Here is a 19,021-nt window from a genome sequence, read left to right as displayed (position 1 = left end):
AAATGCGCTGCCATCATGACAGCGCATTTTTCGTGGGTTTTCGACAAAAGAACAGGACGTGGAAACGGCTCATTCCATCACGCAAAGCACGAGACTGTCTGCCTTGCAGCGAGCCCGCAGCCATTCCTTCAATTTCAGTCGCTCCTCCGAGGAGAGACGCTTGCCCTTTGACAAACCGACCATCGCCGAAACGAAACTCGTCGTGGCGGTCGTGTCACGCTGCGCCTGCACAGCCTTGGAAAGAGCCACGGTTCTCACCTGCGGAAAGACTGCTGCCAACTCGCCACGAATCTCGGAAGAAAGTCGTTCAAGGCGTGTGTAGTCAGCAAGCTGCGAGGTCAATTCGCTGACGCGTGCATTCAATTCCAAAACCTGCTTTTCTCGGTTTTCCCGACTCGAAGCCGCCTGCGTCAATTGATGACTCAGCTGAAGCAGGCTGTCGGAGCGTGTTCCCTGAATGAGGTGCAGGCGATAGTCCTTCAGACCGTAATTTGCAAGTCGTTTTTCTGCTTCTGTTATCTTGCTTTCGGAGATTTCCTTTCCGACGGCAACGACGTTGAGCCAAAGAGAGTCCTCCAAGATTTCGCCGGAAATGATTTGTGTGCCACTCTGCGTCAGCTCGTTTTTGAGAAAGTTTCGCACGTTGCTGTCAGAGATGCCGCGGCGCACGATTCCGAAAGTCATGATAGCGGCAGGAATCATGGTCACCACGACAAGTCCCCAGACAATGCGGCGCGCCCGTTTTTCATTCTCTTCCTTGAGAAACTGCTTTTGGGGGAAGTGCATGAGCCGAACGCCGACATAGGTGGAAATCGTGATGAACACGGTGTTGATGAAGAAGAGATAGAACGCCCCGAGGAAATAGAGGATGTTGCCCGAGGCAAGTCCGAATCCGGCGGTGCAGAGCGGCGGCATGAGCGCGGTGGCGATGGCGACGCCGGGAATGACGTTGCCCTTGCCTTTTGTGCAGAGGGCGGTGATGCCTGCGGCTCCGCCAAAGGTGGCAATCAAGACGTCATAGATGGTCGGCGAGGTGCGTGCCAAGAGTTCCGACTGTGCCTCACCGAGCGGTGTGATGAGGAAATAGACCGTGGCGGTCAGGACGCTGATGAGGGTGGCGACGCCAAAGTTTCGATAGGAGCGCCGCAGGAGGTCGATGTCGTTGATGCCGATGGCGAGTCCCATGCCAATGATGGGACCCATCAAAGGTGAAATCAACATGGCGCCAATGATGACCGCCGTGGAATTGACATCCAGTCCGAGCGAGGCGATGAAAATGGCGAAAATCAACACCCAGAGGTTCGCGCCTTTGAAACTGACACCTTGACTGATTTGGGAAACAATCTCCGCTCGGTCTTCCATGTCGGGCATGATGTTGAAATATTTCCGCACAGCCCCAATGATTTCTTCAATGCTCATATTCGTACTGTAAACTAAGGAGGTTTTCTAAAAGAGGTGATGATTGAGGGAAGTTCTAAATTTCACAAGACAAGGAGTCTTCACGAGAACGTTTCTTTCTCAAAGACTCTTGACCATTTCCGCCAGACGCTGGGAGAGACGAGTGTAGCGCTGCAGGGAACTCACATTGCGGATGGCAGTGTTCAATGCTTTGGTTTCACCGACCAGAACGCAGATTTTCTTGGCGCGAGTGATGCCGGTGTAAATCAGATTTCGCTGCAACATGACGAAGTGCGCCATCAGCACCGGCATGACGACGATGGGAAACTCCGACCCCTGAGACTTGTGGATGGTGGTGGCATAGGAGAGCGTCAGTTCGTCGAGGTCGGAGCCGTCATAGTCCACCTCACGCCCATCAAAGGAAACCTTGAGCGATTGTTCTTCCCGATCAATGCTCACGATGTGCCCCATGTCACCGTTATAGACATCTTTGTCATAGTTGTTCTTCAGTTGCATGACGCGGTCGCCGCGACGAAAAGACACTGCGCCGCGCACCAGTCCACCCTTTCCGGGATTCAGAGCCTCTTGCAGAGCACGGTTCAGATTCACCGTTCCCAGCGTTCCGCGCTGCATGGGCGAGAGGACCTGAATCTGGGAGGAACGCACTTTGTAGGCACGAGGCAAACGGTCGCGCACCAAAGCCACGATGTCCTTCACGACAGTCTCGGCATCGGATTGCGGAAGGAAGAAAAAGTCGGTCTGAAGCCCATTGCTGATGTCGGGGAAGCGGCCTTGGTTGATGGCATGGGCATTCATCACAATTCGACTGGACTGCGCCTGCCGGAAAATACGGGTGAGACGAACGACAGGCACCACGTTGGAAAGGATGATGTCACGCAGCACATTGCCCGCGCCGACGCTCGGCAACTGGTCGGTGTCGCCGACCATGACGAGACGCATGTGGGGCGGAATGGCTTTGACGAGGAAATACATCAGCATCAAGTCAATCATGGAGCATTCGTCCACGATGAGCACGTCACCTTCCAAAGGATTGTCCGCATTGCGGTTGCAGCCCTCTTGCGGATTATATTCCAACAAGCGGTGAATCGTCTTTGCCTCCTTCCCCGTTGCTTCGCTCATTCGTTTGGCAGCGCGCCCGGTCGGAGCGGCGAGCAGGATGCGCAGTTTCGCTGCTTCCAACGCGGCGATGATGGCACGCGTCGTGGTGGTCTTTCCTGTGCCCGGTCCGCCGGTCAGCACCATGACCTTTGAAGCGATGGCTTGGCGGATAGCGGCAATCTGCACCTCATCATAGGTGACACCCGCTTCTCGCTGCAGTTCGTCAATGTCCACGGAAAGTTTGAAGAGACTGTCGCCCGAAGTGCGAACCAGGATGGCGAGCCCTTCAGCCACCGACTTCTCAGCCTTGAAGAAAGCCGGAAGATAGACCCGCTCCTCTTCCCGAACGAGCAAGCCGTTCTCACACATATCCTCCAAAGCGGTGCGAATCGTCTCTTCGTCAGCCTCAAGCAGTTTCACGGTCTCGCTCACCAGCGACTCCTCCTCGCCAAAACAATGACCGTCCTCGGAGAAGACCTGAAGCGTGTAGAGCAGTCCGCTGCGACAGCGGCGCGGGTCACTCTTTTCATAGCCGAGCTTTTGGGCAATGCCATCGGCGGTTTTGAAGCCGATTCCCCAAATCTCATCGGCAAGACGATAGGGATTACTCTTCACCATCTCCACGCTGTCCTGCCCATATTTCCCATAAATCTTTGTGGCATAGGCAACGCTCACGCCATGTCCCTGCAAGAAGAGCATGACGTTCTTGATGTCCTTTTGCTTTGCCCAACTCTCTTGGATTTGTTCCACGCGTTTCTTGCCGATTCCTTCCACCTCATAGAGGCGCTTGATGTCGTTTTCAATCACGTGGATGGTTTCAGTGCCGAACTTGGCGACAATGAGACGCGCAAAACGAGGTCCGATGCCTTTGACCAAACCGCTGCCGAGATATTTTTCTATGCCGTAGGCGGTGGCAGGCATCACCTCCTCCCAACGTTCACACTCAAACTGCTGCCCGAAACGCGAAGTCTTCCAATCGCCCTCACACTGCAAAACGGTCCCCACACCCACGCCGAGGAAGTTACCGACCACGGTGACGAGGGACTTATAGTCAGAAGAACTGACGCGCAAGACGGAATAGCCCGTCTCTGCACTTTGGAAGGTGATGTGTTCCACCACGCAACGCATCGTTTTGGACATAGAAAATTCTGCTGAGAATATAGGGTTAGGTGATTCCCCGGGAGAACGTCTCCGAGAGTTTGGCAAATTTAAGAAGTTCGATGCATCTGCCCGTCATCATTCCTCCGAGATTTGAAGAACTCGCTTCATTTTTAGACGCAAAACCACCTTCTGAACCTTTTTTCAAGCATCGCTGTCCACTAAACGCACTTCATCAGTCGCGGTGCTTACGCAACGCGCACGGTGGGTTCGCGACAGTTCGGAGACGGTGTCACAGAGGTGTCACGAAGGTGTCACGAAGGCGTCACGGAGGTGTCATAGCGGCGTTGGCTTTGCGGAGACGAGAACGGGCAAACCAAAAGGTGCTCTCAAAACCTGCGAACTGGTTCTGAGAGCACCTTGATTGGTTTCTTAATGGTTTCCGGCTTCTTTCATCTGCGACGATTCACGCCGGATGAAATTCATTTCGTTTCTTTAGCCACGCCGATGACCACGCGGTTGGAGTCGTTATCTTTGAACGGTTGAACGCTGTCACCCTTATAGCCTGTGGTGAGGCGGTCGGCGGAAATGCCGTAGCGTTCGACGAGGACTTTGGCTACTCTGTCGGCGCGTTTCTGAGAGATGTTTCGGTTGATGTTCGGGTTGCCCGTTCCTGCGTCAGCATATCCCATGATTTCAGCTTTGGCAGAGGGGTGTTGCTTCATCCATTCTGCGAAGGCTTGGAGTTTGGCTTCTTCGGAGGCGCGCACGGCGGAACTGTTGATGTCGAAGAAGATTTCGCACTTCGTTTCAGCCAGTTTCTTGGGTGCGGGAGGTGTCACGACGGGTTTGGGGTCGGGTTTCGGCGTCGCGGACGGGTCTTGCTTGTTGGCAGCCAAGGCATCAGCATTTCTGTTGGCGTTGTAGTCCTGCATGGCGATTGCATTTCCAGAGGTGGCTTTCGCCTTACCGGGACGTCCGATTTTGAAGTTGAGACCGATGAGCGCTTGGAGTTGCCAGTCACCTTTTCCGTTGATTTTGGAGTTGAAGCGGTCGGAAAGGTTGTTGGCGGTGACTTCCAAGTTGAGTCCGACGACGCGGGAGAGGGCTGCTTCAAACTGAGCACCGACGCGGAAGTTGTGGACGAGGCGGTCATCGTCCCAAGCGAGGCTGTAGCTACGATTTCCGGAGGACTGTGCGAGAGCGTTCACCTTTTCGTTGTCCCAAGCGTAGGTCAGACCGACGCCACCGATGAGATAGACGTTGATGTCCTGCTCGTTATAGGGCGCGAAGATGCGCTTGAGGTTAATCATGAGGTCGAGATCGGAGGTCACGAACTTGTAGCCGTAGGTCTCGTTGAGTTCTTTGATGGCTCCTTTGCAGTTCATGGCGCTGACGTGAACTCGAGTTCCGACCACGGGCGTCCACATGGCACCGACACTACCGGCGAAGATGGGGGTTTCGATGTTGGAGAAGGTGAAGTTTGTGAAGGTGGACTGAAGACCTCCTTGAACGCCGATGAAAGCGTAGGGATATTCCTTCTTCCCTTCTTTCTGCGCCTGTGCGCTTTGCATGGTCATTCCGCCGAGGAGCAGACACGCCATCCATGTTTTGAAGTGTTTCATATCGTTGTGTACTTTAGTTTATTCTTCAAAAAAGGAAGATATGGGGCAAAGATATGTATAACTTTTTAAAAAATGCGAAAAGAGAGACACTTAATTTTGGTCGTAGGCGTGTTTGGGGTAGTCAATCGTGTAGTGCAACCCACGACTTTCCTTTCTTTCCATGGCTTGTCTGGTGATGAGATAGCCCACGTTTATCATGTTTCTCAGTTCGCAGATGTCGCGGGTGGCTTTGACGCGCTTGAAGAGTTCCTCGGTTTCTTCATAGAGAAGGTCAAGGCGGGTCCAGGCGCGTTTCAGGCGAAGGTCGGAGCGGACGATGCCGACATATTTTGACATGATTTGCTCCACTTCCTTGGCGTCCTGCGCAATGAGCACCTTCTCTTCGTTTGACATGGTGCCTTCGTCGTTCCATTCCGGGACGTCGGTGTTGAAGGCATAGTCGTCAATGTGGGCGATGGAGTGGGCTGCGGCGGTGTCGGCATAGACGACGGCTTCGATGAGCGAGTTGGAAGCCAGACGGTTGCCACCGTGGAGTCCGGTGCAGGCGCATTCGCCGATGGCGTAGAGTCGCTTGATGCTGGAGCAGGCGTTGAGATCGACTTTGATGCCGCCGCAGAGGTAGTGGGCACAGGGCACGACGGGGATGTATTGCTTCGTGATGTCAATGCCGAGGCTGAGGCATTTCTGATAGATGTTCGGGAAATGGTGTTTCGTTTCCTCCGGGTCTTTGTGCGTGACGTCGAGGCAGACATGGTCGAGTCCGTGAATCTTCATTTCCTTGTCGATGGCTCGGGCGACGATGTCGCGGGGCGCGAGGGAAAGTCTTCGGTCATATTTCTGCATGAATTCTTCACCGTTGGGAAGTCGAAGGATGCCGCCGTAGCCTCGCATGGCTTCCGTGATGAGATAGGCGGGATGCGACTCGCCGGGATGGAAGAGCGCAGTGGGGTGGAACTGAATGAACTCCATGTCGCGGACGGTGGCTTTGGCGCGGTATGCCATGGCGATGCCGTCGCCCGTGGCGATTTCGGGATTGGTGGTGGTGGTATAGACCGCTCCGCAGCCTCCGGTGCAAAGGACGGTGACGCGGGAGAGGAAGGTGTCAATCTTCCGAGTGTCCGGGTCGAGGATGTAGGCGCCGAAACATTCAATGTCGGGCGTGCGGCGGGTCACTTCAATGCCGAGGTGGTGTTGGGTGATGATTTCGACGGCAAAATGGTTTTCCAAGACGACGATGTCGGGGTGTCTGCGCACAGCTTCGATGAGACCGCGTTGAATCTCGAAGCCGGTGTCATCGGCGTGGTGAAGGATGCGGAACTCGGAGTGTCCGCCTTCGCGGTGCAGGTCGAAGGAGCCATCCTCCTGTTTATCAAAATTCACGCCCCATTCGACGAGGCGTTTGATGCCTTCGGGCGCTTTTTTCACCACCTGTTCCACGGCGCTCGGGTCAGAAATGTAGTCCCCGGCGATGAGTGTGTCGTGGATGTGTTTTTGGAAGTCATCCTCTTTCAAGTTGGTCACTGAAGCGATGCCGCCTTGCGCTTTGGCGGTGTTGGCTTCTTCAATCTGTGTTTTGCAAACGAGGGCAACTTTGCCCTTTCCGGAAGCTGCGGCTTGCAGCGCATAACTCATTCCTGCCACGCCGGAACCGATGACGAGGAAATCAAATTTGCGAATCATCTTTGTGGTCTGTGTTATAGATGATGTCTCTTGCGAGAAGAGAAAAGAAAGTTTTTAACGCGCAAAATTAACAATTTGTTTTCCAAAAGCGCTTCAAGTCAGTGGGAAATAGTACTTTTGCTCGCTTCTTACATTATTTCCTCGTTTCTCAGAACAAAAAGAGCAGAGGTATGTAGCAAAATCGAACGGCGCAACGTCTAACCAACAAAAGCCCCAACCGGCGAAGAAGGGGGCAGAAAGCGCCTCAATCATGTAAGCACTAAAGCCCACCTTCGTATATACCTTATTATATACAATCCTCACAGACGACACAGAATTATTACCATTTACATTCCATTTCATCATGAAAAAAATCAAATTCCTTTTTGTCCTGTTGGCAACGCTCGTGTGGCTGCCTGCAGGGGCGCAGTCCGTTCCGGAACTGCCCATTGACAAGGATGTGCGCATCGGTAAGCTGCCCAACGGACTTACCTACTACATCCGTCACAACGCGCTGCCCGAGAATCTCGCCAGTTTCTACATCGCGCAGAAGGTCGGCAGCGTGCAGGAAGAAGAGAGCCAGCGCGGTCTCGCTCACTTCCTGGAACACATGTGCTTCAACGGCACGGACAACTTCCCCGGTGACAGACTCATCAAGTATTGCGAAAGCATCGGCGTGAAGTTCGGTCACAACCTCAACGCCTACACCTCCACCGATGAGACGGTCTATAACATTGACGACGTCCCCGTGACCGAGAGCAACATTGACAGCTGCCTGCTCATTCTTCACGACTGGGCAGACGGTCTGACCCTCGACCCCAAGGAAATCGACAAGGAACGCGGCGTGATTCACGAAGAGTGGAGAATGCGCTCCAGCGCTTCCCAACGCATCTTCGAGAGAAACCTTCCCAAGATTTATCCCGGCTCCCGCTACGGTCTCCGCTTCCCCATCGGCTTGATGAGCGTCATCGACAACTTCAAACCCGAAGAACTGAGAGCCTACTATGAGAAATGGTATCGCCCCGACCTCCAAGGCATCATCGTCGTCGGAGACATTGACGTGGACCTCGTCGAAACCAAAATCAAGGAAATCTTCTCGCCCATCAAAGCACAGGAGAATCCCGCAAAATACGAAACCTATCCCGTCCCCGACAACAACGTACCCATCTACATTGTGGATAAGGACAAGGAGCAGCAGATGACCCAAATCCTGATGTTCTTCAAACATGACCCGATGCCGGACCAACTCAAGAAGACCTTAAACTATGTGGCGGTGAAATATCTCATCTCCATGAGCGAGCAGATGCTCAACGCCCGTTTGCAGGAATTGGCACAGAAACCCGACTGTCCCTTCGCACTCGCACAGGCAGGCGACGGCAACTTCATCATGTCAAAGACAAAAGACGCCTACAGCCTCGTTGTGATTCCTAAGCCCGGACAGGAAACTGCCGCCGTGCAGGTTGCCATGCAGGAGGTGGAGCGCGCCACACGCTTCGGATTCACCGCCACGGAACTGGTGCGTGCTCGCGAAGAGTTCCTCAGCGCGGAAGAGAAAACCTATGACAACCGCGACAAACAGAGAAACGACTTCTTCGTGCCGCAATATGTTCGCCACTTCCTTGAGAACGACCCCATCCCCAGCATTGAGGACTCCTACCAAACCTACAAGATGCTCGTTCCGCAAATGCCCGTGGAAGCGGTGAACCAAGCCTTCCAACAATTCACCTGCTCCGTTGACACCAACTTCGTTCTGCTCGCCATGTTCCCCGAAAAGGAAGGCGTTACCATTCCCACTTCCGACGACATGAAGAAAGCGGTGGAAGCAGCCAAGAAAGCTGAGCTCACGCCCTACGTGGACAACGTGAAGAACGAACCGCTCGTGCCGAATCTCCCCGAGCCCAAGGCACTGCCCGAAGCAAAGGACGCTGACTTTGGCTACAAGGTGTGGAACCTCGACAACGGCGCCCGCGTCTTCTTCAAGCAGACGGACATCGACGACTCTCAGGTGCTCTTCAGCGCCAGCAGTTTCGGCGGAAAGAACAAAACTTCCGATGCCGACATTGCCAACGTCAAAGCATTTGACTTCGTGGTGAACAGTTGCGGCGTCGGCAACTTCACCCAGACCGAATTGCAGAAGAAACTCGCCGGCAAACAAGCCTCCGTCAACGTGACACTCGGCGAACTGAGCGAACAACTCTCCGGCGAATCCACTCCCAAGGACCTCCGCACGCTCTTTGAACTGATTCACCTGCGCTTCCAGCCTGCCATTGACGATAACGACGCCTATAACAACATCATGAACCTCGTCAAGGCAAGTCTTGAAAACGCCGAAAAGAACCCCATGAAGGCGTTCAACGACTCCATCATGGCGACCATCTACAAGAACCAGCCGCGCAAAGCTCAGCTGAATCGTGCTGATTTGGACAAGGTGACCTACGAAGGAATCAAGAAAGTCTATGCCGAACGCTTCGCCTCTGCCGGCGACTTCGACTTCTTCTTCACCGGTGCCTTCAATCCCGACTCTCTGAAAGCCTTCGTGGCACAGTACATTGCCACACTCCCCGGCGTGAAAAACCGCGAGCAGGCAGTTGATTTGCACATCGACCCCGCCAAAGGCAAGGTGGACAACCACTTCCGCCGCACCATGGAAACGCCCCAAGCCATCATCCTGCAGATTTGGCACGGCAAGCAGCCCTGGACTGTGAATGACGCACAAGTGGTCAGCGCCTTCGGTGAAATCCTCACGCAACGCTACCTCAAGAGCATCCGCGAAGATGCCGGCATCGCCTACAGCGTCGGTGCACGCGCCGAACTGGAACGCGACGTGAACGACGAATACCAGCTGACCATCCAGTGCCCTGTGAAACCCGCCAGTCTTGACTCTGCCCTGCTGCTCATGCGCCAAGGCATCGAGGACATCGCCGCCAAGGGCGTGACCGCAGAGGAACTGGACAAAGTGAAGAAATACGCCGAGAAGGCACTCGCCGACAATCAGAAGAAGAATGGCTACTGGGACGATGTCATCACCGAAAAGGTTGTTTGGAACAAAGACTCTCGCACCGGTTGTGAAGCCGCCATTCAGGGAGTGACCTCCGACAAGATCCGTGCCTTTGCCAAGAAAGTACTTCTCAAGCAGGGCAACTGCATCACCATCTCCATGCTGCCCGCCAACTTCTCCGAGGAAGGCATGTCGGGCAAATAAAAAACAGGCTTTCTCGCCACACCCAATTTTGAGGGCTGCGTCCACTTGGACGTAGCCCTCTTTTTCTTGGCGGACGAAGTCATGATGCTACACCTCGCCATCTTTCCCGCTCGCTTTTTCAACACCCGTTTGAAAGTCAAAAGGCGGGCTTGACGTTTGACCAACCGCCGACGCCACGCCGACCCGCGTCACCTCCACTGTCCCCCTCATCCTCGCCACGGCTGATTCTGTTTTTTGAACACGAATCAAACGAATGGAACGAATGAACGCGAATGATTCGTGCGTAACGTGTGTAACGAACGTAACGAGCGTGACGAACGTGACGGTGTCAACGGGGCGTCACGGGAGCCGAGTTGCATCAAAATCTACATTCGTCAAAACATAACGTTCGCGGACGGCGTGGCGTCGTTCCTGCGCGCCGTTCCGTCACTCCTGCGCGCCGACTTGTTACTTACCGCCCGAGGGACGGCATGTTTACCGCCCGAGGGACGGCAAGTTTACCGCCCGTGGGACGGTAAGTTTACCGCCCGTGGGGCGGTAAGTAACAAACCCAAAGGAAAGAGTGACGGAGACTAAGAAAAGAGTGACGGAGACTAAGGAAAGAGTGACGAGGCCTAAGGAAAAAACGTGGCTGACCGCTAAAAGTTTTAAGGCATCAAGTCACTCCTGCGCGCCGATTCGTCACTCCTACAAGCCGATTCGTTACTCCTACAAGCCGATTCGTTACTTACCGCTCGACGAGTGGTAAGTTTACCGTTCGACGAGCGGTAAGTAACGAGAACTAAGGAAAGAGGGACTTTTCCTGCACAAACCTCAACGGAGTCCAACCACGAAGCGTGTTTACCGGACAACAAAAAATCCGAAGTCCTTTCTTACAGAACTTCGGGCAGGATGTTTTTAGGCTTTTGAGTTTTAGACAGCCGCATTCTTTGAGTTTGCGGTTCATATTTTCCCTTTCACTTTCCTCGACAACTTGACTGCGCCAAGGGTGTTGAGGTGGTCGGAGTCAAAGAAGTCGTTGGCGGTGAAAGCGGGGTCGGCGGAGAAGTCAAGGAAACGAACCGTTTGCGGAAAACGAGCGACCACCGCAGCAATGCGACGGTGCATGTCAGCCGTTTGCGCCGGATTTTGCGCTGCACGGTATGACCGCCACAGCGGTGTGGCAACCAGCACAAGACTGATGCCGCGCTTTTGACACCAGGCAGCCATGTGGCAGAGGCGAGCCTCGTTGACATCGCCGTGGCTGAGGTCTTCGTAGCGGTTCACGGCTGCCCTTTCGCTGCCGTTGTCCCAGTCGGCATCGCGATTTTCAAGTGTGAATTCGAGTCCTTGTCCACGCAGACTCCACCGCTCTTTGGGGGGACGGCAGAGGGCAAGCAGTTTCTTGGTGAAGACTGGAAACGCTGCCACCTCCCAAGCGTAGGCACTGGCGAGAGAATGGTAGTCGCAACCCATATACATGCGATAGCGAGCGGCATAATACCAAGTCGGAGTGCCTTCCAACTCCTCGTAGAAACTGAAATCGGACATCGTGAGCACCACCGTCCGCAGCCTCGGCAAGGCGTAGTGGTTGAGAATGAACTCATCGTACTTCAGCGTCTGCGACACCTGCGCCGCATTGTAGGCGTTGCTTCCAAAGATTTCGGGGCAGAGCCCATAGTAGGCGTGCGAACTGCCCAGTATCAACGTGTCAATGAGGTTGCCCGTGAGCCGCATGGCATTATCCTTTGCCTTGGCAGCATTGGGTTGCAGCCTCAGCACGACCTCGCCGCCCACAAGCAGCAAGGCGAGGGGCAAGAGGAAGAGGATGGTGCGGAGCAGGAATCGTTTCATCTTGGGCATTTAGAATTGGAAATAGATAAATTCCACCGGCGTGCCGCCCCATTGCAGCACGCTAAGGATGAGGGCATAGTAAACGGCATAGCGCACTGCACGGCTTCGCCAAAGTCCCCGCGCCGGCAGGTCGAGCGGATGTTCCCTGTGCCGCGTGAACCATTCCACGAGCAAGAGCGCGATGGGCAACAAGAGCGGCAGACGTCCGCAGAAGGGCACGTGCCAATGCAGGTCGGTGAACATGCGGTGCAGTCGCAGACCGGCAGCACTCACGTCCTCCGAACGGAACAACACCCAACCGAGACACACCAGCAGAAAAGTGCGCCCCATCTGCCAAGCCACATGGAACGAGGGCAATGAGCCTCCGGCAGCCATGTCGTCATTGCGGCGCCGCTGTTTTCTGAGGAGAATGCCCGGCAGGAAAAGGCAGGCGTGATACGCGCCCCACAGCACGAAGGTGAAGTTCGCTCCGTGCCACAACCCGCTCAGCAGGAACACGATGAAGGTGTTGCCTGCCGTGCGCAGTCTGCCGCCACGCGACCCGCCGAGAGGAATGTAGATGTAGTCACGAAACCACGACATGAGCGATATGTGCCACCGCCTCCAGAACTCGGCGATGCTACGCGAGAAGTAGGGCAAGCGGAAGTTCTGCATCAGGGGAATGCCAAAGAGCCTTCCGCAACCCACGGCGATGTCGGAGTAGCCCGAGAAGTCACCGTAAATCTGAATGGCAAAGAAGAAGGTTGCCACCCAAAGGTCCGTGCCATCGGCATTCGGGTTGGCATAAATGGCATTGACTATGGTGGCACAGTTGTCCGCAATCACGGTTTTCTTCACCATGCCCCAAAGCAACAGGCGCAAGCCATCGACTGCCGAGGCATAGTCAAGACTGCGCGGGCGGTCGAAGTAGGGCAGCAGCCGCGCGGCACGCTCAATGGGACCTGCCACCAACTGCGGAAAGAATGCAATGAAGGTGAAAAATGTGAGGGCGCTGCGACACGCCTTTGTCTCGCCGCGATACACGTCGATGACGTATGCCAAGGCTTGGAACGTGTAGAAACTGATGCCCACGGGCAGCGCCACCTGCCACAGCGGACGACAGGCAGAAAAGCCTAACCACTCGGAAAGGCTGACGAAGGCATCTACGAAAAAATTGAAATATTTAAAGACAAACAGGACACCGAGGCTCACCGCCGCCTGTGCCGCCACGATGCCCTTCGCTCTGCGGCTGCCACGACCGAAGCGGGAGATGCCCATTCCGCTCAGCCACGCCGTGAGCGAAACACCGGCGATGAGCCAAAGGAAGCGTACGTCCCACATGGCGTAGAAGACATAACTTGCTGCCAGCAGAAAGGCGTTTTGCCAGTGCCACCGGCACCGGAGCAGCCAATAGAACGCAAACGCTACGGGAAGGAAAAGGCAAAATTCAAAGGAGTTGAAGAGCATCAGCGGAAAAGAAATCAAAAGGGCGCGATGAGGAGTTAGCCGACGACTGAACGGAGTCGCATGAACCGGAGTCTGTGCATGATTTTAGGACTACTCACGCTATTTTCCCGTCTCCAAATATTCCAGCGCACGCTTCAAAATGTCATTGCGACGGTTCACGAGACGGAAATATTCGTTACGTTCCCAAATGTCGTAGGCAATGAGTTCTTTGAGCGACACTTCAAGTTGTTCCACGGTTTTCTTTCGTTCTTCTTCGTCCTTGGGCGTCACCTTCTTCTTCTCTGCGGCAGCAAAGATGGCGTCAATGAGGGAGGCGGGGACGGTGTAGTTCTTGATGTAGGAGTCGAACTTTTTGTGCTTCGACTGAATCTCCCGGCGATTGGCATCGACGAACTTCAAGACTTGGTCGTTGATGAGGTTGTGACGACGGAGTTGGCGATAGAAGGGAGTGATGAGCGTGGTGTCCAAGGGAACGAAGATGTCGGGCATGATGCCTCCGCCGCCATAGACGGTGCGCCCCTTGACAAGCGTCTTATAGACCTTGGTGGAATCGAGGTGTATGCTGTCCAGACAGGTCAGTTCTCCGTGCTCGAAGCGGGTGTCAAGGTCTTTGTCGTAGGCTTTCTTGTCTCCTTTCTTATAGGGTTTCTGCACGCAGCGTCCCGAGGGAGTGTAGTAGTGCGAAACAGTCAGTCGAATCATGGAACCGTCGGGCAGGTCCACGGGTCTCTGAACGAGTCCCTTCCCGAAGGTGCGTCGTCCGATGATGACGCCACGGTCATGGTCTTGGATGGCTCCGCTGACGATTTCCGCGGCAGAGGCGGTGGTTTCATCGACGAGCACCACGACACGTCCTTCTTGTTGCATGAGTCCGCCGGAGGTGGCTTTGAGTTCTTGGCGTGGGGCGGTGCGTCCCTCGGCATAGACGACCATGGAACCTTGCGGAAGGAACTCCGTGGCGACATCTTGTGCGGCAGCCATGAGCCCTCCGCCGTTGGCAGTGAGGTCAAGGATGAGGTCCTTCATGCCTTGCTTGCGCAGTTCCTTGATTTTATCGTGCACCTCCACGCCGCTGGTGGCGCCGAAACTTTCAAGGCGGATGTAGCCGATGGTGGAGTTGAGCATATAGCCCGCATCAAGTGTGTTGAGAGGGATTTTGTCGCGGATGACGTCAAAGAAGATGGGTTCTTCAACGCCTCTTCTGACGACTTTCAACCGTGCTTTCGTGCCTTTCGGTCCGCGGAGGATGGACATGATGGTGTCACGATCCATTTTCACGCCGGCGATGACACGGTCGTTGCAAGAGATGATTCGGTCGCCCGCCAGGACACCCACTTTCTGACAAGGTCCTTTCCCGATGACTTGCAGCACGAGCAAGGTGTCTTCAACCATGTTGAAACTGACGCCGATGCCTTCAAAGTTTCCGGCGAGCGGTTCGTTGAGTTTCTTCGTGTCGGAGGCGTTGGTGTAGGAGGAGTGCGGGTCAAGTTTGGAGAGAATGCCGTTGATGGCGTCTTCCACGAGTTTTTTCTGGTCCACACTGTCCACGTAGAGACAGGTGATGGCGACCTGTGCCATTTGCAGTTTCTTGACCTGCTCAAAGTCCAAGTCGCCGTAGGGATTCAATTGTTCTCTCTGCCGATTGTCTTGCGGAGGGTTGGTGTATTGTTGTGCAAAGAGGGTGACGGGGAGAAGCAGGAGAAAGAGAAGGAGTTTTGATTTCATGAGGATGGGGATGGACGCCGGAGCGTCGTGGTTAGTTTTTGGTTATGGAGTGTTCTAAAGAAGGACTGCCGCTGCCTTTTGACGCGGAAGACAAAGCCTGTGCCTTTATTTCTTCTTCGGCAGGAAGTCGGAGACGTCTTTGCCGAAGGCGAGGAGTTCTCTGACGACGCTGGAGGATATGTCGGCATAGCGGGCATCGGTGAAGAGCAGAACCGTCTCGACGCCGGAGAGCCGGTGGTTCATGGAGGCGATGTCGCGCTCATATTCAAAGTCCTTGACGGAACGCAAGCCGCGCACGATGAACTGTGCTCCTTCGCGGCGCACGAGGTCGATGGTCAGGTCGTTGTAGCCCACGACTTTCACGCGCGGCTCATTCTCGTAGAGGTCGCTGATGAACTTTACTCTCTCTTCGGGGCGAAAGAAGGAGCGTTTGTTTTCGTTGAGTCCCACGCCGATGACGATGCGGTCAAACATGGGCAGGGCGCGTTCCACAAGGTTGGCATGTCCGACCGTGAAGGGGTCGAAGGAGCCAGGGAAAATGGCTGTTTTCACTGCTAAATTGGAAGGATATAAGGAATGTTCTGTGTTTCACTCGTCTTCTTCGGTCAGGTCTTCTTCCACGACGAGGTTGTCGATGATGAAGCCTTGTCGTTCCATGGTGTTCTTTCCCATGTAGTATTCCAACAGACTACCGACATTGTCGCTTTTGTGGAGCGAGACGGGCTCAAGTCGCATGTCGGGACCGATGAAGTTTTTGAACTCGTCGGGCGAGATTTCCCCGAGTCCTTTGAATCGCGTGATTTCGGGGTCGGGCGAGAGTTTCTCAATGGCAGCGAGACGCTCTTCTTCGGAGTAGCAATAGATTGTCTCAAACTCGGAGCGGTCCGAGTTGCGCGTCTTTTTGAGGATGGCTTCTCCGGCAGCGTTTGGCTGTTCCGCCCCAACGTTCTTGGCGGCGCGCACCTTTTTCTTCTTGTTACGGACGCGGAAGAGCGGGGTTTGGAGGATATAGACGTGTCCTTTCTTGATGAGGTCCGGGAAGAATTGAAGGAAGAACGTAATCATCAGCAGGCGGATGTGCATGCCATCGACATCGGCATCGGTGGCGACGATGACTTTGTTGTAGCGCAGACCGTCGAGTCCGTCTTCAATGTTCAGCGCAGCCTGGAGGAGGTTGAACTCTTCGTTTTCATAGACCACCTTTTTCGTCAGTCCGAAACTGTTGAGGGGCTTGCCTCGCAGAGAGAAGACTGCCTGGGTGTTCACGTCGCGGCTTTTCGTGATGGAGCCACTGGCGGAGTCGCCTTCGGTGATGAAGATGGAGGAGTCAAAGCGTTTGTCGGACGTTTCCTCCCCTTCTTTTTTCTTTGTTTTCGGTGCGGGGTCGTTGAGGTGTATGCGGCAGTCGCGGAGTTTTCGGTTGTGCAGGTTGGCTTTCTTGGCACGTTCGCGTGCAAGTTTGGTGACACCGGCGATGGCTTTGCGTTCTTTCTCGCTTTCCTCAATTTTTTGTTTGATGACTTCCGCGATGTCGGGATTTCGGTGGAGGAAGTTATCCACGTTTTCTTTGACGAAGTCTCCGACGAACTTGTTCACACTGACTCCGGAGAGCGGGAAGGGTTTGCCTTCCATGTCTTTGTCGGGCGCCATGGTGAGCGAACCGAGTTTGATTTTTGTCTGGCTTTCGAAAAGGGGTTCGATGACTCTGACGGCAACGGCGGCAACGAGTCCGTTTCGCACGTCCTGTACGTCATAGTTTTTCCCGAAGAACTCCTTGATGGTTCGGGCGATGTGTTCCTTGAACGCGCTCTGGTGGGTGCCGCCCTGGGTCGTGTGCTGACCGTTCACGAAGGAGTAGTATTCTTCACCGTATTGGGAAGTATGGGTGAAGGCGATGTCGATGTGGTCTCCGCTGAGGTGAATGATGGGATAGAGTCCGGGAGCGGTCATGTTGTCGTTGAGGAGGTCTTCGAGCCCATTGCGACTGAGGATGCGGCGCCCGTTGTAGAAGATGGCAAGTCCTGTGTTGAGATAGGTGTAGTTCCGAAGCATGTTTTCGACGAACTCACCGTGGAACTTGTAGTTGTGGAAGAGTTCGGGGTCGGGTTCGAAGAAGATGTAGGTTCCGTCTTCCTCCTGCGTGTCTCCTTCTTCGTCGCTGACGAGGACACCTTTCTCGAAAATGGCTTCGTGCATTTTCCCCTGTCGGCAGCTTCTTGCGATGAACTTGGCTGAGAGGGCATTGACTGCCTTGAGACCGACGCCGTTCATTCCGACGGAGGCGGTGAAAACGGCAGTGTCATATTTTCCGCCTGTGTTGAGTTTGGAGACGGCTTCCACGAGTTTGCCGAGAGGAATGCCTCGCCCGTAGTCACGGATTTCGGCACTGAGATCTTCGTGGATGTTGACTTCGATGCGCTTGCCAAAACCTTCGTTGAACTCGTCAATGCTGTTGTCGATGCTTTCCTTCAGCAAGACGTAAATACCGTCTTCGGCGTGGGAACCGTCGCCCAAGCGTCCGATGTACATGCCGGGGCGGGTGCGGATGTGTTCCGTGTCTTCCAAATGACGAATCTTTGACTCGTCATACACTACCGTTTTCAGTTCTTCTTCCATATATAAAATGCCTGCGGCGTTTGGTGCAGGTTCAAGTTTCTAATGCGAAATAAGGGGCGTGACTCACACCCCGACGAGCGAAAGTCACCAAGCCATCGGAGGGGCAAAAGGCTTGGGAGACTCAGTCAATCTTGCTGACGAAGCAGCGACGGCGTTTGTGTTGTTCCGTCTTGAAATATTGCCACTGGTTCTGCACCTTGTCGTTCAGTTCCAGTTCCGGATTACTCTCTGCATATTCAAATCCCAGTTTCTGATAGACCGGAATAAGGTCGGTGAAGAGCAGTGCGTTCACACCCTTGCCTTGGTAGTCCGGGCGCACGCCGACCAACAGAAGGTCAAGCATTTTCGGGCGTTTCCACATCAAAGCACGCAACAGGTGGAACCAACCGAAGGGGAACAATTTGCCGTGGGCTTTCTGCAACGCTTCCGAGAGCGATGCCATGGAGACGCCGACCGCCACAATTTCGTTTTGCTCGTTCTCCACCACCGTCACCATTCTCAAGTCGAGCACTTGGAGATAGGTGTGGACATACTGGTCAATCTGCTTCTCACTCATGCGGGAGAAGTTGAAGAGAGGCGCATAGGCGTCGTTGATGAGTTCAAAAATCCGGTGTGCAGCCCCACTGTTTACAACCTCTTTGCGCGATTTGAATTTCCGCACGTGGAGATTATATTTCCTCGCGATGATTTCGGAAATACGACGGTGCTTTTCGGGGATGGCGTCGGGAATGTAGATTTTCATTTCCACCCAGTCCGCACTTTTCTTGAAGCCGAGAGCCTCGATGTGTTTCGGATAGTAGGGGTAGTTATAGATGGTCGCCATCGTGGAAAGTTGGTCAAAGCCTTCGATGAGCATGCCCTCGGCATCCATGTCTGTGAATCCGAGCGGCCCTTCGATTTCCGTCATTCCCTTGGCGCGACCGTAGGCTTTGACCGCCTCAATGAGCGCGCTGCTCACCTCCGGGTCGTCGATGAAGTCAATCCATCCGAAACGCACGGTGCGTTTCTTCCATTGTTCGTTGGCACGATGGTTGATGATGGCAGCCACGCGCCCCACTATCTTTCCGTCTCGTAGCGCGAGGTAATACTCCGCCTCGCAGAACTCAAACGCGGCGTTTTTCTTCGGAGAAAATGTGTCCAACATGTCCTCATAGAGGTCGGGCACGGAGTAGGGACAGTTTTTATAGAACTCGTAGTTGAAGCGGATGAATTTCTTCAAATCTGCGTGATTGCAGACTTTTTTGATGATAACAGACATGAGAGGTGTCAGAACGTGTTTTGAACGACATGGAGCACGCGC

12 protein-coding genes are annotated in these 19,021 nt (G+C 54.3%); 2 read left to right on the top strand and 10 right to left on the bottom strand.

Annotated features, from left to right (window positions below):
* Nucleotides 1-69 precede the first annotated feature (69 nt).
* From I6E40_RS00535 to nadB, 4 genes are all read right to left on the bottom strand, one after another.
* On the bottom strand, nt 70-1,419 hold the full coding sequence (locus tag I6E40_RS00535) for a DUF389 domain-containing protein (RefSeq protein WP_235384894.1): 1,350 nt from the start codon (nt 1,417-1,419) through the stop codon (nt 70-72).
* Nucleotides 1,420-1,518: 99 nt separating this feature from the next.
* Entirely contained in the window at nt 1,519-3,657 is a 2,139-nt protein-coding gene (locus I6E40_RS00530) for an ATP-dependent RecD-like DNA helicase (protein WP_235384893.1), read from the bottom strand.
* 440 nt (nt 3,658-4,097) lie between these two features.
* Nucleotides 4,098-5,240: an OmpA family protein gene (locus I6E40_RS00525; RefSeq protein ID WP_235384892.1), complete on the bottom strand. Its 1,143-nt coding sequence runs from the start codon at nt 5,238-5,240 to the stop codon at nt 4,098-4,100.
* Nucleotides 5,241-5,330: 90 nt separating this feature from the next.
* Entirely contained in the window at nt 5,331-6,920 is a 1,590-nt protein-coding gene (nadB, locus tag I6E40_RS00520) for an L-aspartate oxidase (protein ID WP_235384891.1), read from the bottom strand.
* Nucleotides 6,921-7,263: 343 nt separating this feature from the next.
* Between nadB and I6E40_RS00515 the strand changes: the two genes are divergently transcribed.
* Together I6E40_RS00515 and I6E40_RS00510 are read left to right on the top strand one after the other, a co-directional pair.
* Nucleotides 7,264-10,101: a M16 family metallopeptidase gene (locus I6E40_RS00515; protein WP_235384890.1), complete on the top strand. Its 2,838-nt coding sequence runs from the start codon at nt 7,264-7,266 to the stop codon at nt 10,099-10,101.
* 288 nt (nt 10,102-10,389) lie between these two features.
* Nucleotides 10,390-10,677 (top strand): hypothetical protein, encoded by a 288-nt coding sequence (locus I6E40_RS00510; RefSeq protein WP_235384889.1) that lies wholly within the window; start codon nt 10,390-10,392, stop codon nt 10,675-10,677.
* 366 nt (nt 10,678-11,043) lie between these two features.
* Here I6E40_RS00510 and I6E40_RS00505 read toward each other — a convergent pair whose 3' ends face one another.
* The 6 genes from I6E40_RS00505 to I6E40_RS00480 all read right to left on the bottom strand — a co-directional run bounded on the left by I6E40_RS00505 (nt 11,044) and on the right by I6E40_RS00480 (nt 18,979).
* Nucleotides 11,044-11,934, bottom strand: coding sequence for a hypothetical protein (locus tag I6E40_RS00505; RefSeq protein WP_235384888.1), 891 nt, complete (start codon nt 11,932-11,934; stop codon nt 11,044-11,046).
* 9 nt (nt 11,935-11,943) lie between these two features.
* The gene (locus I6E40_RS00500; protein WP_235384923.1) at nt 11,944-13,380 is read right to left on the bottom strand and encodes an MBOAT family O-acyltransferase; all 1,437 of its coding nucleotides are present in this window, start codon (nt 13,378-13,380) and stop codon (nt 11,944-11,946) included.
* 99 nt (nt 13,381-13,479) lie between these two features.
* Complete coding sequence (locus I6E40_RS00495) at nt 13,480-15,105, bottom strand: S41 family peptidase (RefSeq protein WP_235384887.1); 1,626 nt, start codon at nt 15,103-15,105, stop codon at nt 13,480-13,482.
* Between the two features lie 105 nt (nt 15,106-15,210).
* Entirely contained in the window at nt 15,211-15,657 is a 447-nt protein-coding gene (gene coaD / locus I6E40_RS00490; protein WP_235384886.1) for a pantetheine-phosphate adenylyltransferase, read from the bottom strand.
* A gap of 36 nt (nt 15,658-15,693) precedes the next feature.
* Entirely contained in the window at nt 15,694-17,721 is a 2,028-nt protein-coding gene (locus tag I6E40_RS00485) for a DNA topoisomerase IV subunit B (protein WP_235384885.1), read from the bottom strand.
* A 121-nt stretch (nt 17,722-17,842) separates the two neighbouring features.
* A complete protein-coding gene (locus I6E40_RS00480; RefSeq protein WP_235384884.1) occupies nt 17,843-18,979 on the bottom strand; it encodes an N-acetyltransferase in 1,137 nt (378 codons plus the stop codon).
* Between the last annotated feature and the right edge of the window lie 42 nt (nt 18,980-19,021).

This window comes from Prevotellamassilia timonensis (genome assembly GCF_021531665.1).
Lineage (GTDB): Bacteria > Bacteroidota > Bacteroidia > Bacteroidales > Bacteroidaceae > Alloprevotella.
This window is presented reverse-complemented; position numbering and strand designations above follow the sequence as displayed.

Bases quoted from the DNA above. Each gene is read 5' to 3' on its own strand.
- I6E40_RS00495 (WP_235384887.1), bottom strand. From the start codon at position 15,105: ATGAAATCAAAACTCCTTCTCTTTCTCCTGCTTCTCCCCGTCACCCTC.
- I6E40_RS00480 (WP_235384884.1), bottom strand. From the start codon at position 18,979: ATGTCTGTTATCATCAAAAAAGTCTGCAATCACGCAGATTTGAAGAAA.
- I6E40_RS00525 (WP_235384892.1), bottom strand. From the start codon at position 5,240: ATGAAACACTTCAAAACATGGATGGCGTGTCTGCTCCTCGGCGGAATG.
- I6E40_RS00535 (WP_235384894.1), bottom strand. From the start codon at position 1,419: ATGAGCATTGAAGAAATCATTGGGGCTGTGCGGAAATATTTCAACATC.
- I6E40_RS00500 (WP_235384923.1), bottom strand. From the start codon at position 13,380: ATGCTCTTCAACTCCTTTGAATTTTGCCTTTTCCTTCCCGTAGCGTTT.
- I6E40_RS00530 (WP_235384893.1), bottom strand. From the start codon at position 3,657: ATGTCCAAAACGATGCGTTGCGTGGTGGAACACATCACCTTCCAAAGT.
- nadB (WP_235384891.1), bottom strand. From the start codon at position 6,920: ATGATTCGCAAATTTGATTTCCTCGTCATCGGTTCCGGCGTGGCAGGA.
- I6E40_RS00505 (WP_235384888.1), bottom strand. From the start codon at position 11,934: ATGAAACGATTCCTGCTCCGCACCATCCTCTTCCTCTTGCCCCTCGCC.
- I6E40_RS00485 (WP_235384885.1), bottom strand. From the start codon at position 17,721: ATGGAAGAAGAACTGAAAACGGTAGTGTATGACGAGTCAAAGATTCGT.
- I6E40_RS00515 (WP_235384890.1), top strand. From the start codon at position 7,264: ATGAAAAAAATCAAATTCCTTTTTGTCCTGTTGGCAACGCTCGTGTGG.